General features: G+C 49.2%; 17 protein-coding genes. 15 read left to right on the top strand and 2 right to left on the bottom strand.

All coding sequences use genetic code 11. From position 1 onward, the window contains the following. The 4 genes from AC0YNZ_RS22455 to AC0YNZ_RS22440 all read left to right on the top strand — a co-directional run bounded on the left by AC0YNZ_RS22455 (position 1) and on the right by AC0YNZ_RS22440 (position 4,963). Positions 1-1,596, top strand: a complete 1,596-nt coding sequence (locus tag AC0YNZ_RS22455) for a response regulator (protein ID WP_475828727.1) — start codon at positions 1-3, stop codon at positions 1,594-1,596. A 206-nt stretch (positions 1,597-1,802) separates the two neighbouring features. After that, positions 1,803-3,143, top strand: coding sequence for an ABC transporter substrate-binding protein (locus tag AC0YNZ_RS22450; protein ID WP_475828726.1), 1,341 nt, complete (start codon positions 1,803-1,805; stop codon positions 3,141-3,143). A gap of 82 nt (positions 3,144-3,225) precedes the next feature. Then, positions 3,226-4,131, top strand: a complete 906-nt coding sequence (locus AC0YNZ_RS22445; RefSeq protein WP_475828725.1) for a carbohydrate ABC transporter permease — start codon at positions 3,226-3,228, stop codon at positions 4,129-4,131. 1 nt (position 4,132) lies between these two features. Further along, the gene (locus AC0YNZ_RS22440) at positions 4,133-4,963 is read left to right on the top strand and encodes a carbohydrate ABC transporter permease (RefSeq protein ID WP_475828724.1); all 831 of its coding nucleotides are present in this window, start codon (positions 4,133-4,135) and stop codon (positions 4,961-4,963) included. A gap of 186 nt (positions 4,964-5,149) precedes the next feature. Here AC0YNZ_RS22440 and AC0YNZ_RS22435 read toward each other — a convergent pair whose 3' ends face one another. Then, complete coding sequence (locus AC0YNZ_RS22435) at positions 5,150-6,583, bottom strand: glycosyl hydrolase family 28 protein (RefSeq protein ID WP_475828723.1); 1,434 nt, start codon at positions 6,581-6,583, stop codon at positions 5,150-5,152. A gap of 245 nt (positions 6,584-6,828) precedes the next feature. Further along, a complete protein-coding gene (locus AC0YNZ_RS22430; RefSeq protein ID WP_475828722.1) occupies positions 6,829-7,662 on the bottom strand; it encodes a helix-turn-helix domain-containing protein in 834 nt (277 codons plus the stop codon). 101 nt (positions 7,663-7,763) lie between these two features. Between AC0YNZ_RS22430 and AC0YNZ_RS22425 the strand changes: the two genes are divergently transcribed. The 11 genes from AC0YNZ_RS22425 to AC0YNZ_RS22375 all read left to right on the top strand — a co-directional run bounded on the left by AC0YNZ_RS22425 (position 7,764) and on the right by AC0YNZ_RS22375 (position 22,778). Continuing rightward, positions 7,764-10,070 carry a glycoside hydrolase family 95 protein gene (locus AC0YNZ_RS22425; protein WP_475828721.1) on the top strand — a complete coding sequence of 769 codons (2,307 nt, stop codon included), beginning with the start codon at positions 7,764-7,766 and terminating at the stop codon, positions 10,068-10,070. Positions 10,071-10,277: 207 nt separating this feature from the next. Continuing rightward, positions 10,278-11,558, top strand: a complete 1,281-nt coding sequence (locus AC0YNZ_RS22420) for a DUF445 domain-containing protein (protein ID WP_475828720.1) — start codon at positions 10,278-10,280, stop codon at positions 11,556-11,558. Further along, positions 11,558-12,892: a DUF445 domain-containing protein gene (locus AC0YNZ_RS22415; protein ID WP_475828719.1), complete on the top strand. Its 1,335-nt coding sequence runs from the start codon at positions 11,558-11,560 to the stop codon at positions 12,890-12,892. Before AC0YNZ_RS22420 ends, AC0YNZ_RS22415 begins: the two co-directional genes overlap by 1 nt. Before the next feature lie 248 nt (positions 12,893-13,140). Continuing rightward, positions 13,141-15,258 (top strand): right-handed parallel beta-helix repeat-containing protein, encoded by a 2,118-nt coding sequence (locus AC0YNZ_RS22410; RefSeq protein WP_475828718.1) that lies wholly within the window; start codon positions 13,141-13,143, stop codon positions 15,256-15,258. A gap of 176 nt (positions 15,259-15,434) precedes the next feature. Continuing rightward, positions 15,435-17,216 carry a glycerophosphoryl diester phosphodiesterase membrane domain-containing protein gene (locus AC0YNZ_RS22405; RefSeq protein ID WP_475828717.1) on the top strand — a complete coding sequence of 594 codons (1,782 nt, stop codon included), beginning with the start codon at positions 15,435-15,437 and terminating at the stop codon, positions 17,214-17,216. A gap of 27 nt (positions 17,217-17,243) precedes the next feature. Then, positions 17,244-17,993 carry a uracil-DNA glycosylase family protein gene (locus tag AC0YNZ_RS22400; protein ID WP_475828716.1) on the top strand — a complete coding sequence of 250 codons (750 nt, stop codon included), beginning with the start codon at positions 17,244-17,246 and terminating at the stop codon, positions 17,991-17,993. Between the two features lie 6 nt (positions 17,994-17,999). Then, complete coding sequence (locus AC0YNZ_RS22395) at positions 18,000-18,785, top strand: SGNH/GDSL hydrolase family protein (protein WP_475828715.1); 786 nt, start codon at positions 18,000-18,002, stop codon at positions 18,783-18,785. After that, entirely contained in the window at positions 18,782-19,696 is a 915-nt protein-coding gene (locus AC0YNZ_RS22390; protein ID WP_475828714.1) for an ABC transporter ATP-binding protein, read from the top strand. The genes AC0YNZ_RS22395 and AC0YNZ_RS22390 overlap by 4 nt, the downstream gene beginning before the upstream one ends. After that, positions 19,689-20,660: an ABC transporter permease gene (locus AC0YNZ_RS22385; RefSeq protein WP_475828713.1), complete on the top strand. Its 972-nt coding sequence runs from the start codon at positions 19,689-19,691 to the stop codon at positions 20,658-20,660. Before AC0YNZ_RS22390 ends, AC0YNZ_RS22385 begins: the two co-directional genes overlap by 8 nt. A gap of 79 nt (positions 20,661-20,739) precedes the next feature. Beyond that, on the top strand, positions 20,740-21,087 hold the full coding sequence (locus AC0YNZ_RS22380; protein WP_475828712.1) for a hypothetical protein: 348 nt from the start codon (positions 20,740-20,742) through the stop codon (positions 21,085-21,087). Between the two features lie 197 nt (positions 21,088-21,284). Then, on the top strand, positions 21,285-22,778 hold the full coding sequence (locus AC0YNZ_RS22375) for a GMC oxidoreductase (RefSeq protein WP_475828711.1): 1,494 nt from the start codon (positions 21,285-21,287) through the stop codon (positions 22,776-22,778). Positions 22,779-22,890 lie beyond the last annotated feature (112 nt).

Raw genomic sequence — 22,890 nt, 5'->3', positions numbered from 1 at the left:
TTGATAAGAATTGTACTTGCCGATGATGAGCCGCTCATTATTAAAGGTCTTCGCAAGCTGATCAATTGGGAAGCGTTCGGCACCGAAATCGTTGGACAAGCATATGACGGCAATGAATTAATGGAACTTATTGAGGAGCACAGGCCAGAAATTGTTTTTAGCGACATTAGTATGCCCCACCGAACGGGAATTGATATCATCAAGGAACTGAGAAGCAAAGACATTCCTACAAAAATCATTTTTATTAGCGCATATCAGGAGTTCTCCTACGCAAGAGATGCCGTCGCCTATGGTGCCGTTGATTATTTAGTGAAGCCTGTCGTTAAGCAGCAGCTTGAGAATGTACTCGCTAAAGCCATCTCGCTCATAACGGAGCAGCATGAACAGACCGTTCGAAAGAGCAAGCTTCAGCATCTTGAACGAAAAAGCAAAAGCGATGAGCTGCAGGAGTGGCTGCTCGGTCTTATAGACGGTACGCTCCCCGCCAATCCGGATGCTTGCAAGCAGCTTGAAGAAGAGCTGCATGGACCGCTGCTGTCCGCTGTCATCGTGGAACCCGACCACATAACCGAGAGCTCGGACCGCTGGAGAGAGAAGGAGCGGCGGTTAATTGAGTTCGCTGCCGGCAACATTATTCAAGAGCTTGTCGTTGCTTCGGGCAATGGGCAGGTCATGAATAAAAACGGGAAATTCGTTCTCGTAATTAATCATGAAGAGGGTCATACCGCAGTGAACATCGCTCAGGATATCCGGGATAAAATCAGCGCTTTTTTAAAGCTGAGCGTTTCAATTGGAATAGGCCGGCCAGTGAAACTCATTACGGAACTGGAGCATTCGTACAACCAAGCAGAGCAGGCGCATCAGTTGAAATATTTTGTCGGGTTGAACCGCATTCATCTCTTTAAGCCTCTGGAAACAAAGCCGCCATTCGATAAGGAATTGTATGCCTTGCAAATGGCGGTCGTCAGCGGGTTAACGGCCAATCACTGGCCGGAAGCGGAAACAGCGATGAATAAGCTGCTCGAAACGATACGGACAGCGGCATACGGAAACCGCACTTTAGCGGTCTCTACCTGTTTTTCATCCATTTTGTTCATCATCCAGGAGCTAACGAAATCGGGTGTGACCCTCGCGGCGGAGAGCGTTGATTTGCATGATTTGCAAAACAGGCTGGGCGCTTATGAAACTTTTGAAGTGATGAAAGCCGAGACCGTACGTGCCATCGGGCAAATTTTTTCCATGCTGGATGTAGATGCCGGCAACAAGGATAAGGTGCTTATGGCAAAAGTGAAGCAGTATATCGATGAGCACTATGCGGAAGAGATAACGCTTGAGTCGGTTGCGGGATTAGCCTTCATCAATCCTTATTATTTCAGCAGCTTCTTTAAGAAGCATACCAAACAAAATTTTAAACAGTACGTGACGGAAGTTAGAATGAAGCATGCCGTTCGGCTGCTCATCCATACCGATCAAATGGTCTATGAAATAGCAGAGAAGGTCGGTTATAATAACGCGCGTCATTTCAGCGATATGTTTAAGAAGCAGTACGGACAATTGCCGCATGATTACCGTCAGGAAAGGAAAAAACAAGAATGACCGGGCTGCCGGTCATTTTTCTTTTGTAGGCCGATTTGCCCGTGTCATAGTTCTTAAATTACCCGCATATGCGGCTTAAAAAAGTTCATTCTATCGATATAGTATCGATGTTAATCTAAGTACAGGGAAAGCGGTTGCGCCAGATAGCGCGCACATCGAATCTTTCATCCCGGACTCAGAACATATAAGGGGAGGCTTCAAGACAAATGATGAAAAAAACGTTCACACAGCTATTCGTTCTCGTGATGGTATTCGCTCTCGTTTTGACAGCATGCGGTGGCAACAATAATGGAGGCGGCAAAAACGAAGGAACGGCACCGGAAAGCCCGGCGCCTGCTGCCGGAGAGAAGAAAGAGGTCAGCTTCACAATCGGATACGCGACTGGAGATCCTGCAACAAAAAAAGCAATCACGGATGCCATCAAAGCTTTCACGGATGCAAACTCGAATATTAAAATCGTAGACATCAGCGAAGGCACGACATCTTCTTACCTTGACTGGTTGAAAACGAAAGATGCGGTTGGCGAATTCCCGGATCTGGTGGAAATGCGCGACACGGAGCTGTTCGCAAATGCGGGTAAAATTGCAGAGCTTCCTGCAGATCTGGCAGAACTGTTCAAAGAATTGCCGCAAGTGAACGGGAAATTATATAACGCGCCGCTAACATTGAATGCTCCTCAAGGGATCATTTACAGCAAAAAAGCATATGCGGACGCCGGCATTACGGAGCTTCCGAAAACATATGACGAATTCCTTCAAGCGCAAGAAAAATTGGCCGCTACCGGCATTACACCTTTAGTAGTCGGCGGTAAAGACATTTTCCATATGGGCTTCTGGCTTAACAAATTTTTGATCGACCAGGTATATTCGAAGGACGGGGACTGGAACTCCAAGCGTACGGCTAAAACCGTTAGCTTCACGGATGCCGGACCGGTTCAAGCGATGACGGACTTTAAAGAATTGTTCACCAAATATGTAGACAAAGGCTGGCTCAGCACGGCTGACAACCAAACGGCTTCCATTCTTGTATCGGGTAAAGCGGCACAGCTGTTCTCGGGTCCTTGGATGTTCACTCAAATCAAAGAAGCAGATCCAAGCTTTGATTTCGGTTTCTATGCTTTGCCGGACAGAGAAGGCAAGCTTAACGTTATCGGTTTGCCGTCGCCTGCAGGCTGGACATTGTCCGCTGAAGCGGCGAAGGATGCGGATAAAGCAGCAGCAATGAGCGAGTTCATCCGTTTCTTCTTCAGCAAAGACCAATATTCCAAATTCCTGAAAGCCGCAAACGGCGTTCCTTCGACGAAAGAGGAAGTAACGTACGAATCGACCGAGCAAATGCAGGAAGTGCTGAAAATTATGGCCGATCCTAACGTAACGAAATCGCTAGCAATCAATAACTGGTGGGGAGAGAATCTCATTCCGCCGCAATTCCGCAACTGGTACTACAAATTGATGCAAGAGCTTGTCCTTAATAACGGCGACGTTGCAGAATACATGAAAAAAGCGGATGTTGAATATGACACGCAAGTGAAAGCAAACGGGCAGTAAATAGAAATCGACGGATACGGGAAGCCTCCGCTTCGGCGGAGGTTTACTATCAATCAGGATTCATTAGGAGGAGGAGAGCACCATGGCAATGCCGCTTGCAAACAAAAAGAAAAAGAAAAAATGGCAGACCTATGCGGTTTTGTTCATCTTGCCGTCTTTCTTGTTATATTTAGGATTTGTCATTATTCCTACATTAAGCAGTTTATATCTCAGCTTCACCTCTTGGGACGGAGTCAGCAGCGACGTGCGTTTTATCGGATTCAATAACTTTATTGAAATTTGGAACAGCGAAAGGGTCCATAACGCCTTAAAAAATACGCTGTTAATGGCTGTCGTTCTCGTTATTCTTGAAAATATTGTAGCCATGGCGCTCGCCATGCTTGTCGATCAAGTGAAGTGGTTCCGCAATGTGTTCCGAAGCATCTTTTATTTTCCCGTCCTGCTTAGCGGCATCGTAATGGGTTTCGTTTGGACCATTATTTTGAACTACAACTTTGGCGTTCTGAATCAGCTGCTTGATCTTGTCGGTCTAGGAGCAATCAAGGCTGATTGGCTTGGCAATCCCGATTTTGCCCTTATTTCGATCATTTTGTCTACGGTGTGGAAATCCGCAGGGTACTACATGATCATTTACTTGGCAGGACTTCAAAGCATTCCGCAGGATTTGTCGGAAGCGGCGGGCATCGACGGAGCAAACCGCTGGCAGCAGTTCCGCCACATTACGTTTCCGCTGCTTGCGGGCGCGATGACCGTATGTATCGTGTTGTCCATGATCAGCGCACTCAAAATTTTCGATCAAATTGCCGTAATGACCGATGGAGGACCAGGATTCGCAACCGAGACATTAACCTATATCATTTACAAAGTAGGCTTTGGAGAATTGCGTCAGGGCTTCGGTACGGCGCTTGCTCAACTTCTGTTTGTACTTATTCTTATCGTAACGGTAATTCAAGTTAAGTTTCTCCGGAAGAGGGAGGTGCAGCTGTAACATGCAACAACGCAGACGCTTGAACGATATTATTATTCTTGTATGTACGCTGCTGCTCGCTGTCTTGTTTTTCTTTCCGATCTTCTTTAATATCATGTCAGCCTTTAAGAGCAATGCGGAAATTATGAAGGATGCCATTGCGTTTCCGAAGTCGGTTTATTTGGAAAGCTTCAAATATCTATTGACGGAAACCGAGTATCCGAAAGCGATATTAAACAGCCTTATTTTGACGGCGGTATCGATTCTGTTCATGATTCTGTTCATCCCGATGGCCGGCTACGCGATCGAACGCCATGATACGAAATGGACAAGATTCGTCTTCGTATTCTTCTTGGCAGGCATGATGATTCCGTTCCAAGCGTATATGATTCCACTGTTTAGAGAGCTCAAAATACTTGGGTTATACGGTAATCTGGCTGGTCCGGTTATTATCTATATTTCGGGTTCTGTCGGCTTCGGCTGTTTGCTGTACACAAGCTTCCTGAAAGGAATTCCAAGAGAAATCGAGGATTCGGCAGAAATTGACGGCTGTTCGAAATACGGTATATTTTGGCGCATCGTATTTCCGCTGCTCGGGCCATGTACGGCAACCCTCGTCGTATTGAACGGACTAGGCATCTGGAACGACTTTCTTATGCCGATGCTGGTGCTGCCGTCCGGCCACACCAAAACGATGATTGTAGAAATCTTCTATTATGTAGGCGAGTTCTCGTCACGCTGGGATATGATCTTCGCAGGAACGACGATGTCGATCGTGCCGATTCTGATCATCTTTCTATCGCTGCAAAAATATTTCGTTAAGGGAATCGCATCAGGTGCGATCAAAGGCTAGTCCGGTTAAAAATAAAGCTGGCGCATCGCTTTATAACCTTCGGTTATGGGCGAAACGCCGGCTTTTTTTATTTCGAGGGCGGCAGCCTCTTCGCCCGTGCATAGATGAAAAAACGAACCGGTCAAGGATCTCTCTTGACCGGTTCGTTCGTTAGCACAGTACAAAGCTTGAATGAAATGGATTTGATTAATGAATGGCTATCTGCTGGGCGAATTCGTTAATATCCAAGGATGGATGCGCAGCGTCCGTGACCAATTGTCCGTTAACTTTCATATTGCGTATGGTGATGCCGACTACCGGACGTTCCCCGCTAAAGCCGTGAATGCGCGACGGGTTTGCGTTTTGGCCATTGTAAACAATATTTTGTAAAACAATATTTTCGATACGATTGCCGGGTACGGGGTTGTAATCCTTGTTCCAGACGACCCGGATATCGAACAGGCGGCCAAGCTCGAAATGCTCGATGCGGATATTGTCATAGGTGACGTTCCGAACGGTATTAAGATCGCCTGCGTTGATCGTCATGGCGCCCTGATAATTCGGCTGCGGCTCGTGATGCTCGAGAATGTCGATGTTCTCGAAGCGGATGTCCTCAATCGTATCTCCGTTATGATAATAATCGCCGTGCGTTCCGATCATGAGAGGATGCGCAACATCGGCCCAGAAGCTCGAATTACGGACCGTTACATTGCGTGAATCTCCATAATAGTCCCAGCGGCTGCCGTAAATGGCGATACAATCATCGGAGGTTCGAAGAAAGCTGTCATCGATATCGATATGGGAGCTGGCCATCATGTCGATGCCGTCGCTCCAGCCTTTGCAGCTGAATGATTTAAAGTTGCGGATTCGGATATGTTCCGATTTGCCGATATAGATGCTGTAATGCGGGGGATTCACGGTCGTGATTCCCTCTACCTCGATATGGCTGGAGAAAAGAATGCGAACGCCGCGGAATGCGGAGAAGCGGTGGAAATCAGCGAGGTAAAGCATGCCGCGCCCGCGAATGGTCACGTTCTCCACATTTTCGCACACCATAGAGCCCGCTACGGCCGCACCGCCCGCGATATAGACGGTTTTGCCGGACGGTATGCGCAGCAGTGTCTCCTCAATATAATGGACGCCCGGCAGGAAATAGAGGATGTCCGGCTCCGCTCCCGTTTCTTGTGACGGAGTCGTCAGCGGCCGCAGCAGATGCTCGGTCCGATGAATGCCGGGCTTCACAACCAGCACCTTACGATCCTCCGGATTCGGAGCGTCCTGCTCAAGGGGGTTCGCGAATAAGTGCAAATTATTAAACCGTTCACCGTTGATTTCAATCGAAAGCTTGCGCGGGCAGTCAAGCAGAAAACGGATCGTGTTACCGGCCTGATGGAATGAGAGGTTATAGGACAGCGGACGGATAACGGCCGAATCGATGCTGCCTCCGTGGTAGGTAACTTCTACCTCGACGGTTCCGTCCATATCGAAGGAAGCGAGCGATGCTTGCCGGACGTCATGCATGTCCACGTTTACTTCAAACGTTTGGAGCGCGGTCCACTGCCCTTCGGGATTACGAATACGAACGGAAAAATCGCTGCAAAGCGGAATGCCTTTCAGTTCAGGGTAAGTATGGATGGTCATAATAAGCCTCCAGAAAAAAGGGATAATCGTTTCGTTTGAACGACTATACGTAAGTGTAACTCATATTGCCCCTTCTCCGGTTGCCCAAAAGACAAGTTATTAAAAAAACACCATAATATCTTAAAAAAATGCTATTCATAAAAAATGGCCGAGCCGGATTCATTAGTTTTTGGCATGTTAATCTTAGTTTCATCCATCGCGCTGCAAGGAAAGCGCTATTATAATCGGGATAGCGCTCATGAGAGTTACGTTAGCGCATAGGCAGCGCGATATTCGGTTGGCGTCAAATTCGTTTCTTTACGGAAAAATTTCGTGAAATGAGTCGTTTCCTTAAAGCCGGTTTGATCCGCTATCTCCTTGATGCTCAGCGGTGTTGCGGTCAGCAGCTGCTTGGCGCGGTCGGCGCGTTTACGGTTAACGTACTTTAACGGCGGCACCCCGAAATGCTTTTTGAAATAGGAGATAAAGTAGTTCGGGTGAAGATGAACGGCTTCAGCCATCTGGTCTATGCTGATCGCCATATGCAGACGGCTGTCCACAAAATGCTGAATGATGCCCAGACGGTTCATTTCCTCAGAACGGTGCTGAAGCACGCGAACTGGGGCGCAGCTTAAAAATTCGCTTACGATTTCAAGCAAGATCGCTTTCTCGCGAAGCCGGGCAACGATCGTGTCCTTTTGGTGCCAGCTGATCATCTCCTGGAACAGACGCGTCATCTGCTCAGAATCGTCTACATCGATGCAGAGCGGGACGCCGATCCATTGAAAGAGATCGAACGGTCCAGCAGTAATGTTGAAATGGCACCAGTATTTCAAGTAAGGCCGGCCGCTCAGCGCGGAAAAGGATACTGTCGTGTGAGCGGGCGTAAGAAACAGCTGGCCGGGCTGCGGATAATAGTCGTTATCGCCAATTCGAATCCATCCCTCACCTTCGCAAATAAAATAAAGCTTATTATACTCGGGTATGGAATTCGTTTCGCCCCAGCTGCTGGATACTTGAGTCCGAAGCGCAATTAACAGCTCAATTTGAAGCGATTGCAGCAAATCGGATAAGGCGTGTTGTTCGCTACCGTTCATCATGTGGGGGCACCTGCATCCAAAAGATTTTTGTAATATCTCCTTTCATAGTAATAGATTGACCGTTCAAAAAAAAGGCTAACGCCGGAATTGGGGAGTAGAAGATGACTTTGCATGCAGAAGATCGTATTTGGTACAAACAGCCGGCCTCGGTGTGGGAGGAAGCGCTGCCCGTGGGCAACGGAAAGCTTGGCGGGATGGTGTTCGGAGACACACAGCGCGAGCGGATTGCGCTAAATGAAGACAGCGTGTGGTATGGCGGTCCGCGAGACCGCAATAATCCGGATGCGCTGCCTCATTTGGAGCAAATACGCTCGCTGCTGAAGGAAGGACGTCTGCGCGAAGCGCATACTTTATCGGCCATGGCTCTCTCCGGCGTTCCGGAGACTCAGCGCCATTACATGCCGCTTGGCGATTTGCAGCTTGTATTCCTATACGACAACGATAGCGAAGCAATTGCTTATACAAGGGAGCTTGATCTATTAAGCGGACTTGCGACTGTTAGGTACAGCAAAGGGGGGACAACCTTTAGCCGAGAAACGTTTGCAAGCTTTCCGGATGAGGCACTCGTTACGAGGCTGACAGCCGATAAGCCGGGAAGCATCAGCTTCGCAGCCCGTTTGCTGCGCGGAAGCAATCGTTACTACGATGAATTGGTAAAGGCTGACGAGAGCACGATCTTGATGCGCGGCGAGTGCGGCGGCTCGGGCGGCTCGGATTTTCGGACGGCTGTGCGTGCGGTTGCGGACGGCGGCTCAGTGACGATTATTGGCGAGCATCTCGTCGTAGAGGGAGCAGACAGCGTGACGCTGCTGTTGACGGCTGCCACATCGTTTCGCCATTCCGATCCTGAGGCTTATGTTGTTAGCACGGGTGCGAAAGCAGCTAAAGCCGATTATGAGACGCTGAAAACGCGTCATGTCCGGGATTTCACTGCGCTTTCGGAGCGCGTGAAGCTTCGCTTAACGGCTGCTGATGATGCGTCACAAGTGAATGATCCGACGGATGAGCGGTTGAAGCGCGTTCAAGAAGGCAAGCAGGACAATGGACTGATGGCGCTATATTATCAATATGGCCGTTATTTGCTCATATCAAGCAGCCGGCCGGGCTCGCTGCCTGCCAATCTGCAGGGAATATGGAACGAGCAGATGCTTCCGCCATGGGATAGCAAATATACGATAAATATTAATGCGCAAATGAATTATTGGCCGGCAGAGGCGGGCAATCTGGCTGAATGCCACGAGCCCTTGTTCGATCTGATTGAACGGATGCGGGAGCCCGGCAGAGTAACCGCGAGAGCGATGTATAATTGCGGAGGCTTCGTTGCCCATCATAATACCGATATTTGGGGGGATACGGCGCCGCAGGACATTTATTTGCCGGCATCTTATTGGACGATGGGCGCTGCGTGGCTTTGCCTGCATTTGTGGGAGCACTACGAGTACGGGCTTGATCTTGCGTTTCTCGAGCGGGTCTATCCGACCTTGAAGGAGTCAGCGCAATTTTTCGCGGATTTCCTGACGGAGACGGAAGAGGGTCTGCTTGTCGTGAATCCTTCCGTGTCTCCGGAAAATACGTATTTGCTGCCAAGCGGCGAATCAGGCACATTATGTGTCGGAGCGTCAATGGACAGCCAAATTTTATACGAATTGTTCACGGCCTGCGCAGATGCGGCGAAAGCGCTCGGCAAGGAGCAATCGGAGCAGCAGCAGTGGCGGCAATTACGCGCACGTTTGCCGGAGCCGGCGATTGGCAAGCACGGTCAAATCCAGGAGTGGATGGACGATTACGAGGAAGCTGAGCCGGGTCACCGCCATATTTCGCATTTGTTTGCGCTTCATCCCGGCAAGCGGTTTACGGTGAGAGGGACACCGGAATGGGCGGCCGCATCCAGGGTGACGCTTGATCGCAGGCTGGCAAGAGGCGGCGGTCATACGGGTTGGAGCCGGGCTTGGATTATTAACTTCTGGGCAAGGCTTGAGGATGGCGAGAAGGCGTACGAGAACATCCAAGCGCTGCTGGGACATTCGACGCTGCCGAATCTGTTCGACAATCATCCGCCTTTCCAAATTGACGGTAATTTCGGCGGGGCGGCAGGCATGACGGAAATGCTGCTTCAATGTCATGCAGGAAGCATTCACTTGCTGCCGGCATTGCCTGCTGCATGGGCAGAGGGCGAGATCACGGGCCTGCGTGCGAGAGGCGGATTCGAGCTTGATATCCGCTGGTCGCACGGGAAGCTGGAGGAGGCGCGCATCCGTTCGAATGCGGCAGCTGCCTGCGTCGTTCAGGCAAACGTTCCGCTTGTCGTAACGGAGAACGGCGTTAAAGTAGATGACCTAGAATACAGGGACGGACTGGTTTCATGGTCTGCCGCAGCCGGAAGCGAGTATGTGGTGGCAGCGGGTTAATGAGCTAAGCTGAAGAACGAGCAGGCTGCTAGAGGCCTGCTCGTTTTTTTGTCACGGATGGCATATAAATAGGACAAAGGGAGGTTTTTTTATACCTTTAGCGGAACAAGAACGGGGAAACTGAGCGGCAGGGGAGCTCCATTGTTTCAAACCCTATAGATATGGGATAATTATGTAGGTAACGATCATCAGGAATGGAGCTTGTCTATGACCAAATGGAGTATTAAGAAAAAAGCGGATTTAGCGCTGCTCTTCTCGGCTGTCGGAATATTTGCTGCTTTTCCCTTTCACCATACGTTCGTTGGAGGACTTTTCTTTTCTCTATTTAGCGCTGCAACGATAGGCGGGTTGGCCGATTCATTCGCCGTAAGCGCGTTGTTCGGAAACCCTTTGCGGATCAATTGGCCCGTCTGGATGGGAACCAACATTATTTCACGCAATCGGGAGCGCTTGATTGGCGAGCTGGTTAAGATGGTGCAGAATGAACTGCTGACCATTCCGAACATTAAGGAAAGGCTCGATGAATACAATATTGCCGACGTTCTCGTTACCTATTTGAAGGAGCATGGCGGGGAAGAGGGCGTCAACGACATTTTGCAGCAGCTGGCGGATGATGTCATTACGACTATCGATTTGCAGGATCTTTCCAAAACACTGCAAACCTTCCTGCTCGAGCATGCCGATTCGATCCCGGTTGCGGATATCGCTGCAGATGCCGGAGATTGGACGATCAAAAACGGATATGACGACCGCATCATCGAATTTATCATTCCGGAGCTTATTAAGATTGTAAAGTCAGCGCCATTCGGCGCCGTCGTAGGTCAAATTGTACATTCTGCGATCCGTTCCTACGAGGGAGATAAATTCAGAAGAAAATTGATTGATTTTACGGCCGGCTTAGAATCGGCGAATATTAGCGGCAGATTGCAGCAGTGGATCGTGTCGTTTCTGGAGAAATTCCATTCCGGGGAGCATCCGCAGCGCAAGCAAATTAAAGCGTTTATTGAGCAGTTCGCCCTCCGGCTCCGTACGGACGAGCAGCTGCGTTACCGGATTGAAGCGGGCAAGACAAGCCTTCTGGCGTCATTGAAGAATGAGCTCAAGCTGGACGAATACATCCAGCGCGGTCTTGAGGCCATCCGACAAGCTGCAGCAGCGAATGCGGAAGGACAGCTCGTGCGCTATCCTTGGATCAAAGCAAAGGTGCATGAAGGCATTGCCTATTTGGAGGGAAATGAAGAGCTGCTCACTCGCCTCGATCAGTACGTGAAGACGACCCTGCTGAAGTGGTTGGAGCAAAAGCATTCATACATCGGCAAGCTCGTAACGGACAAGCTGAGCAGCTTCTCCGAGCAGGAGCTTATCCAGCTGATGAAAGAGAAAGCGGGACGCGATTTGCAATACATCCGGATAAACGGAATCGGAGTCGGAGCGCTTATAGGCGTGGTGCTGTATCTGGCGACCTTTTGGATAGGAGGGCAGGCATAATGGCAATGAGAAAAAAAGCAAACCGCAGCCTGTTTTTGTTAGCTGTCTTGTTTGTGTGCGCCGCCATCTGCTTGTATGCTTTCCAGGGCCAATGGTGGACGCGCATGCTGCTCTATACAGCAGAGGCGGGACTTGTCGGCGCGTTGGCGGATTTATTTGCCGTAACGGTGCTGTTCCGCCATCCGTTTGGTTGGAGGTGGATTCCTCATACCGCAATTATTCCGAAAAATCGCGATAAGCTGATCGAAGGCGTCGCGAATATGGTGGAGCATCAGCTGCTCAGCAAGGATTTATTGAAGGAAAAGGTGAAGCAGATTTCACTTGTGGAGATCGCGATTGCCTGGATCGACCGCCGGCCTGGCGGCATGCTTGCAGAGCAGGGCTGGAAGCTGCTATCGGGGCTGCTGGCTAAGCTGGATATACAAGGTTTATCCATTAAGCTGGATGAGCAGGCCCGCAAAAGCTTAGGCAAGGTCAACTTGTCGCCGTACGCCGGGAAGGCGCTGAAATGGGTGATGGATAAGGGCAATTTTCAAAGCTGGCTCGGCCTTATGGTTGAATTTGCGGCTGCCCGCGCAGCAAATGAACAGACGAAGCTCGTTATTCGGGAAATGTTGGGGAAGGAAAAGGAGAAGTTCGTTAACCAAGGAAGCATTTTCTCCAAATGGCTCAAAAAAATGGCAGTGGAAATTGCAGAATCAACCAATTCCCTTAACCTCGACGAAGCTGCGGAGGTCCTATATGAAGATTTGCAAACGTTAATCAACGATTTGCGAAACCCTGAGCATGAGCTTCGTGTTTTGCTTCAGGATATGGTTTATCAGCTGGCCGATAACCTGCAGCACCGCGAGGACGTTACCGCCGCCGTTAACGAATGGCGGGATGAGATGCTGGAGAAGATCTCACTGCTGCCGTCGATTGAAGCTTTATTGGGCAACTTGAGACAGCTGCTAATAAAAGAGCCGGGGATGCAGCTGGCTGTGCAGGAGAAACATTCCGTCAATCAAGCGGACATTAAGCAGCTGATCAATCCGATTATCGCGTCTTACTGGGAATGGTTTAAAGCCAATGAAGAGACGAAGGGCTGGCTGGAGCAATATGCGCAGCAGTTCGTTCATAAAATGATCGAGACGGAGCATGCGCTCATCGGGATCATCGTGCGCAGGACGCTCGACAGCTTCACGGAGCAGAAGCTGGTGCAGTTTATCGAGAGCAAGGTCGAGACCGATCTGCAGCGTATCCGTTTGAATGGAGCGTATATCGGCTCTGCGTTAGGCGCAGCTTTTTATCTCCTCTTGTATGGGGTATATGAGCCGCTATTGAGCCTGCTATAACGAGAAGCAGCCGCCCCGGGCAGGTCATCGAGATCTGTTGGGGCGGCTTATTTTTGGTCGAGGCAGGCTGGTACGGTCATTCATCGATATACGTAGGAACAGGGAACCATTTTTTAGCAAATCACCATTTTTTCGGATTATCGTTCTTTATAAAGAATTTCAACAATGCTATATTTAAGAGGTTGTTTGGAGGAATGGCCATTTCCTTAAGATCTAATTCATTTCGATACAAAAACAGGAGGTTTAAAGTGAATATTTTAAAGCTAGTGCTTGCGCTGTTGCTGAGTATGCAGCTCTCGTTGTTCCCTAACCATTCTGCTGCTTATGGAGCAGAAAAACATTATTTGATCGAGCTTTCCCGTTTCGGCATTCACAATGACGGTACGCATCCCGTTGAGACGACCAAAGGCATCAATAATGCGCTCCGGTGGGCCTCGCAGAATGGGAAAACGACTACTTCACTGCCATCTGGAAAATATTTAATTGATAAAAATAGCCACATTAATATGGTCAGCAATATGGTATTCGATTTGCCTATGGACGCCGTGCTCCAGAAAGAGACAAACGACAAAGAGAGCTACCAGCTTATGAACTTAGGTTATGGCGTTCGTAACGTAACGCTTAAAGGCGGAACGTATGCCGGCGATAAAGAAACGCATAACTATTCTAAGAAAGACTATAAGCAAAGCCCGGGAACGCATGAAGGCGGATACGGGATTACTACGCAAGGCGCGGTAAATGTCACGATCGATGGCATAAAAGCGATTAATTTCACCGGCGACGGCCTCGCTCTCGGGGCGCACGGAACGCTGGCAAAGGATTTGTACGAAGCACATTTTATATCAGGAGCGATTGATGATAAAGGGAAAAACATCTCTAACGCAAAGAAGATCCGAACGAAGGAGCCTTTGAATTTTTCAAATGCGATTTTCAAAACGGAGCATGAGTTTGAATTATCCAATGCGATAAAGCTGCCGAAAGCATTCGATATCTTTTTCTATAAAGCGAACGGTTCATTTATTAAGAAGCTGACAAAAGTGAAGATACGGGATATTATTCAAATTCCGGAAGGCGCGGCGCAGTTCCATCTTGTGTTCGATCAAGCAACTAAGAAAGGCGCATACGTGGAGTTTTGGAACCGGGCGGTAACTAAAAACGCGGTTATTCAAAATTCCGAGTTCGCCTATAACCGAAGACAGGGCATTACGGTCGGCGGAGCCGATCAAGTGCTGATAACGAACAATTCACTCCATCATATGAAGGGGACGATGCCTCAGTCGGGCATAGATCTGGAGGGCGGCTTTGGCGAAAATGGGAATCGCAACAGCAACATTACGATCAAAAGCAATAAATTTTACAATAACGCCTCATATGATGTCATTCTGTATGACGGCCGTGACGCAATCGTGGAGGACAATCATCTGGCGTCTAAAGGCGCGATAGGCCTGGCCGTTTCCGATCCGTTTAAAGGTGCGCTTATTAAAAACAATCATTTTGACGGATCACGAATTGTAGCTTCTCATGATGTGACGTTTATCGATAATAAGATGAATGATTCTTATACGACACTGGACGGGCCTAATATAAAAATTGACGGCATGACGTTTACGGATTCCATGTTTGCGATAAGCGCGAAGGTTGCATTTGGCGTCAGTGTGTCTAATGTCACGATGTATAACAATAAAAAAAGCGACTCAGGCTTGGCGATTTGGGGTAAGCCGGTCCATTTGAAGGACATTACGATTAATGGTGAACCGAAGCTTAGGGCGGTGTCGGGAGGCGTTGCCGAAGGCTCGATATTCGATAATTTGAAGGTTATCGGCTATAACACCACTTACGGAGTCTCGCTTCCGCCGGGCACGTATAACAATTGCGTGTTCGAGGGGGCGGAGGGGAGCGGGAAATTCGGTTCGATCGCCCTTTCAATGGCAGGCAAGTACGTATTTGACAGCTGTTCCTTTCAATCGCCGTCAACGCTCAGCACCTATATGATCGGAGATCATCCGAAGCTCGATCTTACGGTCAAAAACTCGGCGTTCAAGCTGCTTGGAAATACGCAGGCGATCAGCATACAATCTGCCAAAAGTGTGCTTTTGGAAAATAATACGCTAACGGCAAATAACCTAACCTCGGATAAGACGGAGCTCATTCGAATAAATGACAGCTGGAAGCGCAATGAGCCGTATGATGTCCATAAAGCGGCAATACGAGGCAATACGATTACAACGAATATCGCTGCGATCGGCATTGCTACGTTATATGCAGGCACCGGAGCACCTGCGTATACGATTGAAAATAATACATTATATACCGCTAAGCTGCTGCAAAAGAAAAATGATGCGGTAAAAAATAATATTTTAAAATGATTACGCGCTTAAGGAAGCAAGCCCTGACGGTTTATCGTCGGGGCTTTTTTCTATTCACGCTATTAGCGAGAGCGTCGATTCGACTTGGGGGGAGGGTCATACGTTATAATAACGAAGAGGAGATTCAGGGCACTCCCTGCCTCGCTCCTTTATTATGAAGAATAGGATGAATGGTCATGCTTCGACTATTTGAAAGAAGTATTCTCGACTTTCGCGACACGTATAAGAAACATCTTTTATTTGAATATTTGTTTATGCTGCTGACCAGCTCTGTCATCATGCCGATTATTTCGTTTATCTTTAACCGGATTATTCGCGTGGTAGGCTCCGGCTCCGTTTTGAATGGCGATGTGTATAAGGTTGGACTTAGCTATACGGGAGCGGCCGGCTTTATCGCGATTGGTTTAGTCGCCGTGCTTGCGCTGTTTATCGAGTTTGGCGTCGTCATCACGATTGCCCAGCAGCATTATTTTGGCAAGGATGTGCTGATATCAGAAGCGGTGCTGACGACGCTGCGGCAAACGCCTAAGCTATTCGGCTTCGGTATCATTCATCTGCTGTTCTTCCTGCTGTTTTTCGTCCCTTTTATCGATTCGCCGCTGTCGTCATCCTTATTTGGGCTGTTCAATGTACCGATATTTTTCAACAGCCGTGTATTGAACTCTTCCTTTACGATGCTGGCTTTGTATGGCATCTTGTTTTTGGCGGGCGTCTATATCATATTGCGTTGGATCTTCGTTTTGCATTTCATTATGATTGAAGGCAAAACGATTCGTAAGGCGATCAGAAGCAGCCTAGTGTTAACGAAGGGCAAGCGTCTCGCCATCTTCATTAATTTGTTTATTCTTAACGCGGTTGTGTTTACGCTCGGCTTTGTGGCGATTTCCTCTGTCGCTTATTTGCCATCCTGGCTTGACATCAACGTGCTTAAAGCAATGACGAATCATTATTCCTTAACGTTATCCACCATGCTTACGTATATGTTTACGCTGCTGCTCGTGCCGGTCAACATCATTTTTTTGACGAGACTATTCTATCATTTCGGCCGCAGGCAAGGCGTTATGCCGCGCGATCAGCTGCGGGTTTACGAAAGCCGCTATGCGGGCTCTATAGAGAAGCGTCTTCTCGCATTCATAAAAGGAAGAACCCGAAAGCGCGTGTTGTACGTATCCATACTAGCCGCCTATTTGGCGTTGGCGCTTTTCGTCAGCTATGCGGCTAACGATAATTTGGTATATATCAAATGGAGCGTGATGTTATCCGCTCATCGCGGCGATACGCAGAGCGCGGTGGAAAACTCGCTTCAGGCTGTCCGCAGCTCTGTAGAGCAGGGCGTCGATGCCGTCGAGATCGACGTTCAGCTTACGAAGGACGGCGTTGTCGTGCTGCATCATGATTATAATTTGCGGCGGATGGCGGGGGTAGCGAAACGGGTGGGCGAGCTGACCTATGATGAGGTCGCTAGGCTGAACATCGGCAAACGGAGCGGCAAATTAGAGCAAATAGTGCGTATTCCGATGCTGGCCGAGGTGCTGGCCGAGGTGCAGGGGAAGGCGAAGCTTATTATCGATCTTAAGTCTTATGGTCCCGGGGATGAGCTGGCTAAACAAGTCGTATCGTTGATCAATCAATTCGACATGGCTCAGGACTGCTATATTCAATCATTTGACAGGCAGACACTGCAGCAAATCAGGCAGCTGAACCCCGACATTAAGATCGGTCAAATTATTTATTTCGCCGTAGGCGATCTCTCGCTGCTCGACGTTGATTTCTATACGATCGAGCAGGTGATGCTGACAGAGCAGCTTGTTGAGAGCGCGCATAAAAAAGGCCGTGAGGTATGGGTGTGGACGGTCAATAGCGATCGCAATTTGAAAGAGGTGCTTAAATTCGAAATCGATGGCATCATTACGGATTACCCTGCACGCGCGCACAATATGGTGGAGCTCAATTTATAGCAGGGAGGGGCAGGGAAGCCGAGCAATATGACACAAATAGAGAAATATAGATCTTTTATTATGACGCTCCCTCCGGGCAGTTTGTCTAAAGAGCAGCTGCTCGTAAAGGAGCTGCTGATGCAGGAAGACAAGGATATGGCTATTTATTACGTGCCTTATGATTACGTGAATAAGCGGGCGAAGGTGATGATCATCGGCATTACGCCCGGCTTTACCCAAATGGAGCTGGCGATTCGCTGCGCGCGCGAAGATCTTTTGCAGGGAGTGCCTTCTGATCTAATCGATCAGCGGGCAAAGAAGCTCGCCAGCTTCGCGGGCTCGATGAGAAAAAATTTGATTGAAATGCTAAACCAAATCGGTTTGCCTGGCGCCATCGGGATCGAAAGCAGCGGGCTGTTGTTTGAAGAGCGCAGAGATTTGCTGCATACGACCTCTGTCATTCGCTACCCCGTGTTTCAGCAAGGCAAAAACTATACGGGTCATAGTCCCGCCATTCTGAAATCGGACACTCTTTACCGTTACGCGGAAAGTATTCTCCTGCTGGAATTGCTGGAGGTGAAGGATGCGCTTGTAATTCCGCTCGGCAAGTCGGTTTCGGATGTGGTAAAAGTCTTTGTGGACAAAGGATGGTTGGCCGGTGAGCGCTGCTTGTTCGAAATGCCGCATCCGTCCGGAGCCAACGGCCATCGGAAAAAGCAATTTGAGCAAAGCCGCCCCGGCATGCAGCAGCAGGTTTTGAAATGGTTTAGCGTTAAGCGAAACGAAAGAGAGGTGTGATATTCGATGCATAGCAGAAAGGTCCGCTTCATTACCGCCTTCGCCGTTCTCACCTGTCTCCTATGGCTGTTTGGATTAGGCTGGACGGTAAAGGATTATTTATTCGGAACAAAAAGCGTCTCGGCGCTGCCGGCCGTTGCGGAGCAACCCGCTCAGCGGCCCGATGAGCTGAAAATTATTGCGCTCGGAGATTCGTTAACGAGAGGAACCGGCGACATTGAGGGCAAGGGTTATGCAGGCTATGTCAGCGACCAGCTGAAGCAGGCCGGAACGGAGGTTTCCTTGATTAACTTAAGCATTAAGGGACTAACCTCATCTCAGCTCGCAGAGCAAATGAAGCAGAGGGAGATCGGGCGTCAAATCGGACAAGCAAACGTTATTTTGATGACGATTGGGGGCAATGATTTGTTCCTTGGCGGGCAGACGCTTTCGGATCTGTCCGAGGCCGGCATAAAGGCGCTGGAGGAGTCGTATCTGAATAACCTAAAAACGATTATATCGGACATTCGGGCAGTCAATACGGAGGCGACCGTTTACTTATTAGGTCTATACAATCCGTTCAGCGAGCTTCAGAACGGTGAGCTCATGTCCAGCGTCGTAAGGGACTGGAACTACAAGACGGCGGAGACGCTGGCGCAGGATTTCAAGGCGGTATTCGTGCCGACCTATGATTTGTTTCAGCAGAATACGGCTGAGTATTTGTTTACGGATCATTTCCACCCGAATGAAAAAGGGTATCGGCTGATGGCTGAGCGGGCGGCCGCATTGATCGCCGGAACAGGAGGACAATGATGAGCGAAATCACTTTATCCGTTAAGGGGCTGCGGAAGGTTATCGGCAACCGCATGATCATAAAGAATTTAAGCTTCGAGCTGAAGCGCGGTGAAGTGTTTGGCTTCTTGGGGCCTAATGGCGCAGGGAAAACGACGACGATCAGAATGCTGGTTGGATTGATTAAGCCGACCTCCGGAACGATTCAAATATGCGGATTGGACATTTCGAAGCATTTTACGCGGGCAATGAAGCATCTGGGCTGTATCGTTGAAAATCCGGAGCTGTACCCGTTCTTAACCGGCATGGAAAACCTTCGTCACTTTGCCGTCATGATAAACGGGATATCGCAGGAGCGGATCGGTGAGGTCGTTCGTTTGGTCGGCATGCAGGATCGGGTGAACGATAAAGTGAGCACCTATTCGCTCGGGATGCGGCAGCGGCTCGGAATCGCGCAGGCGCTGCTCGGCAAGCCTGACGTCCTGATCCTGGATGAGCCGACGAATGGACTCGATCCGTCCGGTATTCGGGAAATGCGCGCGTTTATTCGCTTTTTGGCGGAGGAGGAAGGACTAACCGTGCTCGTATCCAGTCATTTGCTCCATGAAATTCAATTGATGTGTGATCGGGTAGCGATTATCTCCAAGGGAGAAATTATTCGAGTCGATTCCGTCAATGGTTTATTGTCCAGTGAAGAACGGCTTATCTGGCGCATGACGCCGCATACGCTGGGCAAATCGATACTTAGCGAGCTTACGGCTGTCATAGACGAGGCGGACGATACGATAACGACAGCTTACTCGGAGCATGTTGTTGGCGAGTGGAACCGCAGGCTGGTGGAAGCGGGAGTGAGCGTGCTGGAGATGAACCGGAAGCTTCCGGCGCTTGAAGATTTATTCCTCGAGCTGACAGGGGGTGAATCGATTGATTAATCTCGTTCAAAATGAAATGACAAAGCTGATAGGCAAACGCCGGTTTATCATTATTTCAGTCATTATTATCGTCCTTCTCTCTATGTTTTCGTATGCGCAGGTCAAGCAGTCAGAGTCGACAAAGGAGCGGTTAGGCACCGTCGATTGGCGTACCGAGCTGCAGCAGGAAATCGTCGATATGCAGAATAGGCTAAGCAGCGCAGGGCAATGGCGCGAGCAAATTCAAATTCAAATCAAGCAGTCGCAATACTATTTGGACAATGACATTAATCCTGCCGAGCCAGGCGCTCCGTCCTTTATAAGGGGCTTCGTTCAAAATTCCGCGGAGCTGTTTCTTCCGCTGCTGATTATGATCATCGCTGTTGATCTCGTGTCATCGGAGCGGAGCATGGGAACGATAAAGCTGCTGCTCACCCGTCCGGTAAGCCGCTTCAACATTTTGCTCAGCAAATATATCGCGCTTGTTTTGTCCGTTTCACTGGTCATATTTCTATTCGGCTTATTCTCTTATTTGATTTCCGCCATGATGTTCGGCAACCAGGGCTGGTCGGCACCGGTATTGACCGGCTTCTCCTCCGAGGGAGGCGAGCTCGACATATCGGGCGTTCGGCTGGTATCGCAGTGGCAGTACATCATTCAGCAATTCGGGCTCGCATGGTTTATTGCTTTGGTCGTCGGGACGTTATCCTTCATGCTGTCCATTCTGATGCGAAGCAGCGCTGCCGGCATGGGCACGATGCTTGCCTGTTTAATCTCGGGAGCGATACTGAGCAATATGGTCTCCTCATGGGATTCGGCCAAATATTTGTTCATGGTCAATCTTGGTCTAATGGACTACGTCAGCGGATCGGCTCCGCCAATCGAGGGCATGACGCTCGGCTTCTCGCTTACGGTGCTTGCAGCATGGATGACCGGCTCGCTGCTCGTTTCGTTTGCGGTGTTTATGAGGAAGGACATTTATTGATTGGCGCACAATAAGTCTGACTTGTCCTAAAATTTTTCTCTTGCGCATAAGCATGTAGGAGAAAAGGAGCGTGATGACGATGGACAAGACCGTGCGGAGATATTATCAGCAAAAACAAAAGCAAAAAGAAATAGAGCAGGAACTGACCGAGCTGCGCAATGAAATTATGGCTTATTTTGCAGAGCAGGACGCGAGCGAGCTGGAGATCGGAAGCCATAAAGTGAAAATTGTCGTGCAGGAGCGGAAAGAATACGATGAAAACAAGCTGTTCGAGGCGCTGCCGGATCCGGAGTTGTGGCGGATGCTTTCGAAACCGGATGCTTCCAAAATCGCGAGCCTGCTTAAGCTGAACGTCATTACGGAGGAAAAGCTGAAGGATACCTTTTCTACGAAGACGGTAAAGCTGCTTCAGGTCGATAAGAAGTAGACCAAACGAGAGCAACTTCCATAAAGCATCTGCTTGTACTTCTTACAGAAGTACGCGGATGCTTTTTTCTATGCGGGGCCATATAAAACTAGCTGTGGAGTTTTCTCTTATAGGAGCCTTTCTGTCATATACGAATACGGCTTCAAAGGACACATAAATATAGGATATGAATGGCTTGTAGAAAGGAGCGAAATCATTTGAACATTACCGGAAGACCGTTTAGCCCTTCTCCGTCATCCGTTCCAGCACATCAGACACTGAATATTCCCGTCTGCCCGACTCCTTCGTCGGACATTATTTATCCTTGGACGCCGCTGGAGGCAATGGAGAAAACCGATTATGACGTGATCATCGTTGGCACCGGGGCAGGAGGAGGATCGGTCCTTTGGCGTTTGGCCGAACAATGGGGAAAAAACGGAAAACGCATCGGTGTTATTGAAGCCGGCGATTATCTTCTGCCGGCCAATAAGTTCGATCTGCCTAATTGGCTGCCTCTTTGGGCCAATGTAGAACCGCCTAATCCGCTGAATTGGGAGTCGATTCCGATTTTTCCGTCTGACCGTCTCGCGCCTCCGTCTCCCCTCCTTACATCCTTTGAACAAATACTCGCTTTAGGCGGACGGTCAATCGAGTGGGGAATGGTAAGTCCCCGCATGAGTCCGGTCGATCTCGCTGGTTGGCCCGTCTCCCAGAAAGAGATGAACATGTATTATAACATTGCTGAGGAGCTAATGAATGTCAACCGGTCTTTTTATAGAACAGCCGAATTTCTGCTGGACCGGCTTCGCCAGAACGGCTTTCCCGAAGCGGCGAATAAGCCGGTTGCGATCAATATCCGGCCAACCGCCAATGGAGAGTACAATTCCACTCCCCGATTTAGTACAATTTCGCTGCTCGCAAACGCCGCGAATCGACGGCCGTTCGATATCGCGATCAAGACCCGCGCCGTTGAAATATACACCGAAAGAGGAAAAGTGGAAGGCCTGAAGGTCATGGACCGGGACAAGAAACCATATTTCCTGAAATCCAAGGCTGTAGTCTTGGCCGCGAGCACATTTGAAACGCCGCGTATTTTGCTTAACTCGTCGATTCGCGGGGAAGCTATTGGTCATTACTTAACGGACCATTCCTTTGCTTATACGACAGCTAAAGTTGATCCCGGCGATTATTCGCAAATTCCGGGACTATATGCTGTTTATGTTCCCCGTACAGACGACCGGCCGTATCAGATGCAAATGCGCGGTTTCCCGCCGCTCGGCCAGGAGTTTGATATTCTTGCTTTGGGTGTGCTGGAATCGCGGTTTGAAAATAGAGTCACCCTGAATCCGCTGAAGGTTGATGAGTACGGTGTACCTGAACCGGTGGCTTTATTCTCGTTCAGCGATACAGATCTTGAAGTCATCAGGCAAATGGAACAGGGCATGAAGCAGGCAGCGGAAGCCATGAAAGTTACGGTGGAACCCATTTGCGCGCTGCCCCTTGGGCTCGTCATGCACGATATGGGCACCTGCCGCATCGGTACGGATCCCTCCACTTCGGCAGCCAATCCGTATGGGCAAATTCATGGAGTATCCGGCCTCTATGTCGCCTGCAGCAGCATGATTCCAAGCAGCGGAGCTGCAAATCCGTTCCTTACTATTGCGGCCCTTTCCATTCGGACGGCGGATTATATCATCGAGCAAATGAAGTAGAAAGAAGAGGTAAGGGTTGATCCCGTTTATACACCTGTTCAAGCATTCGAGGATTAAATAGGCGTTACTCACATAATTTTCCGTTAATTTGGTGATATTACTTAAGTAAGCC

Source organism: Paenibacillus sp. J2L1-98 (assembly GCF_056269405.1).
This window is presented reverse-complemented; position numbering and strand designations above follow the sequence as displayed.

Coding starts and splice junctions, on each gene's coding strand:
- AC0YNZ_RS22390 (WP_475828714.1), top strand. CDS start 18,782: ATGATGAGCGAAATCACTTTATCCGTTAAGGGGCTGCGGAAGGTTATC.
- AC0YNZ_RS22380 (WP_475828712.1), top strand. CDS start 20,740: ATGGACAAGACCGTGCGGAGATATTATCAGCAAAAACAAAAGCAAAAA.
- AC0YNZ_RS22420 (WP_475828720.1), top strand. CDS start 10,278: ATGACCAAATGGAGTATTAAGAAAAAAGCGGATTTAGCGCTGCTCTTC.
- AC0YNZ_RS22425 (WP_475828721.1), top strand. CDS start 7,764: ATGACTTTGCATGCAGAAGATCGTATTTGGTACAAACAGCCGGCCTCG.
- AC0YNZ_RS22400 (WP_475828716.1), top strand. CDS start 17,244: ATGACACAAATAGAGAAATATAGATCTTTTATTATGACGCTCCCTCCG.
- AC0YNZ_RS22450 (WP_475828726.1), top strand. CDS start 1,803: ATGATGAAAAAAACGTTCACACAGCTATTCGTTCTCGTGATGGTATTC.
- AC0YNZ_RS22415 (WP_475828719.1), top strand. CDS start 11,558: ATGGCAATGAGAAAAAAAGCAAACCGCAGCCTGTTTTTGTTAGCTGTC.
- AC0YNZ_RS22430 (WP_475828722.1), bottom strand. CDS start 7,662: ATGATGAACGGTAGCGAACAACACGCCTTATCCGATTTGCTGCAATCG.
- AC0YNZ_RS22395 (WP_475828715.1), top strand. CDS start 18,000: ATGCATAGCAGAAAGGTCCGCTTCATTACCGCCTTCGCCGTTCTCACC.
- AC0YNZ_RS22445 (WP_475828725.1), top strand. CDS start 3,226: ATGGCAATGCCGCTTGCAAACAAAAAGAAAAAGAAAAAATGGCAGACC.
- AC0YNZ_RS22440 (WP_475828724.1), top strand. CDS start 4,133: ATGCAACAACGCAGACGCTTGAACGATATTATTATTCTTGTATGTACG.
- AC0YNZ_RS22435 (WP_475828723.1), bottom strand. CDS start 6,583: ATGACCATCCATACTTACCCTGAACTGAAAGGCATTCCGCTTTGCAGC.
- AC0YNZ_RS22405 (WP_475828717.1), top strand. CDS start 15,435: ATGCTTCGACTATTTGAAAGAAGTATTCTCGACTTTCGCGACACGTAT.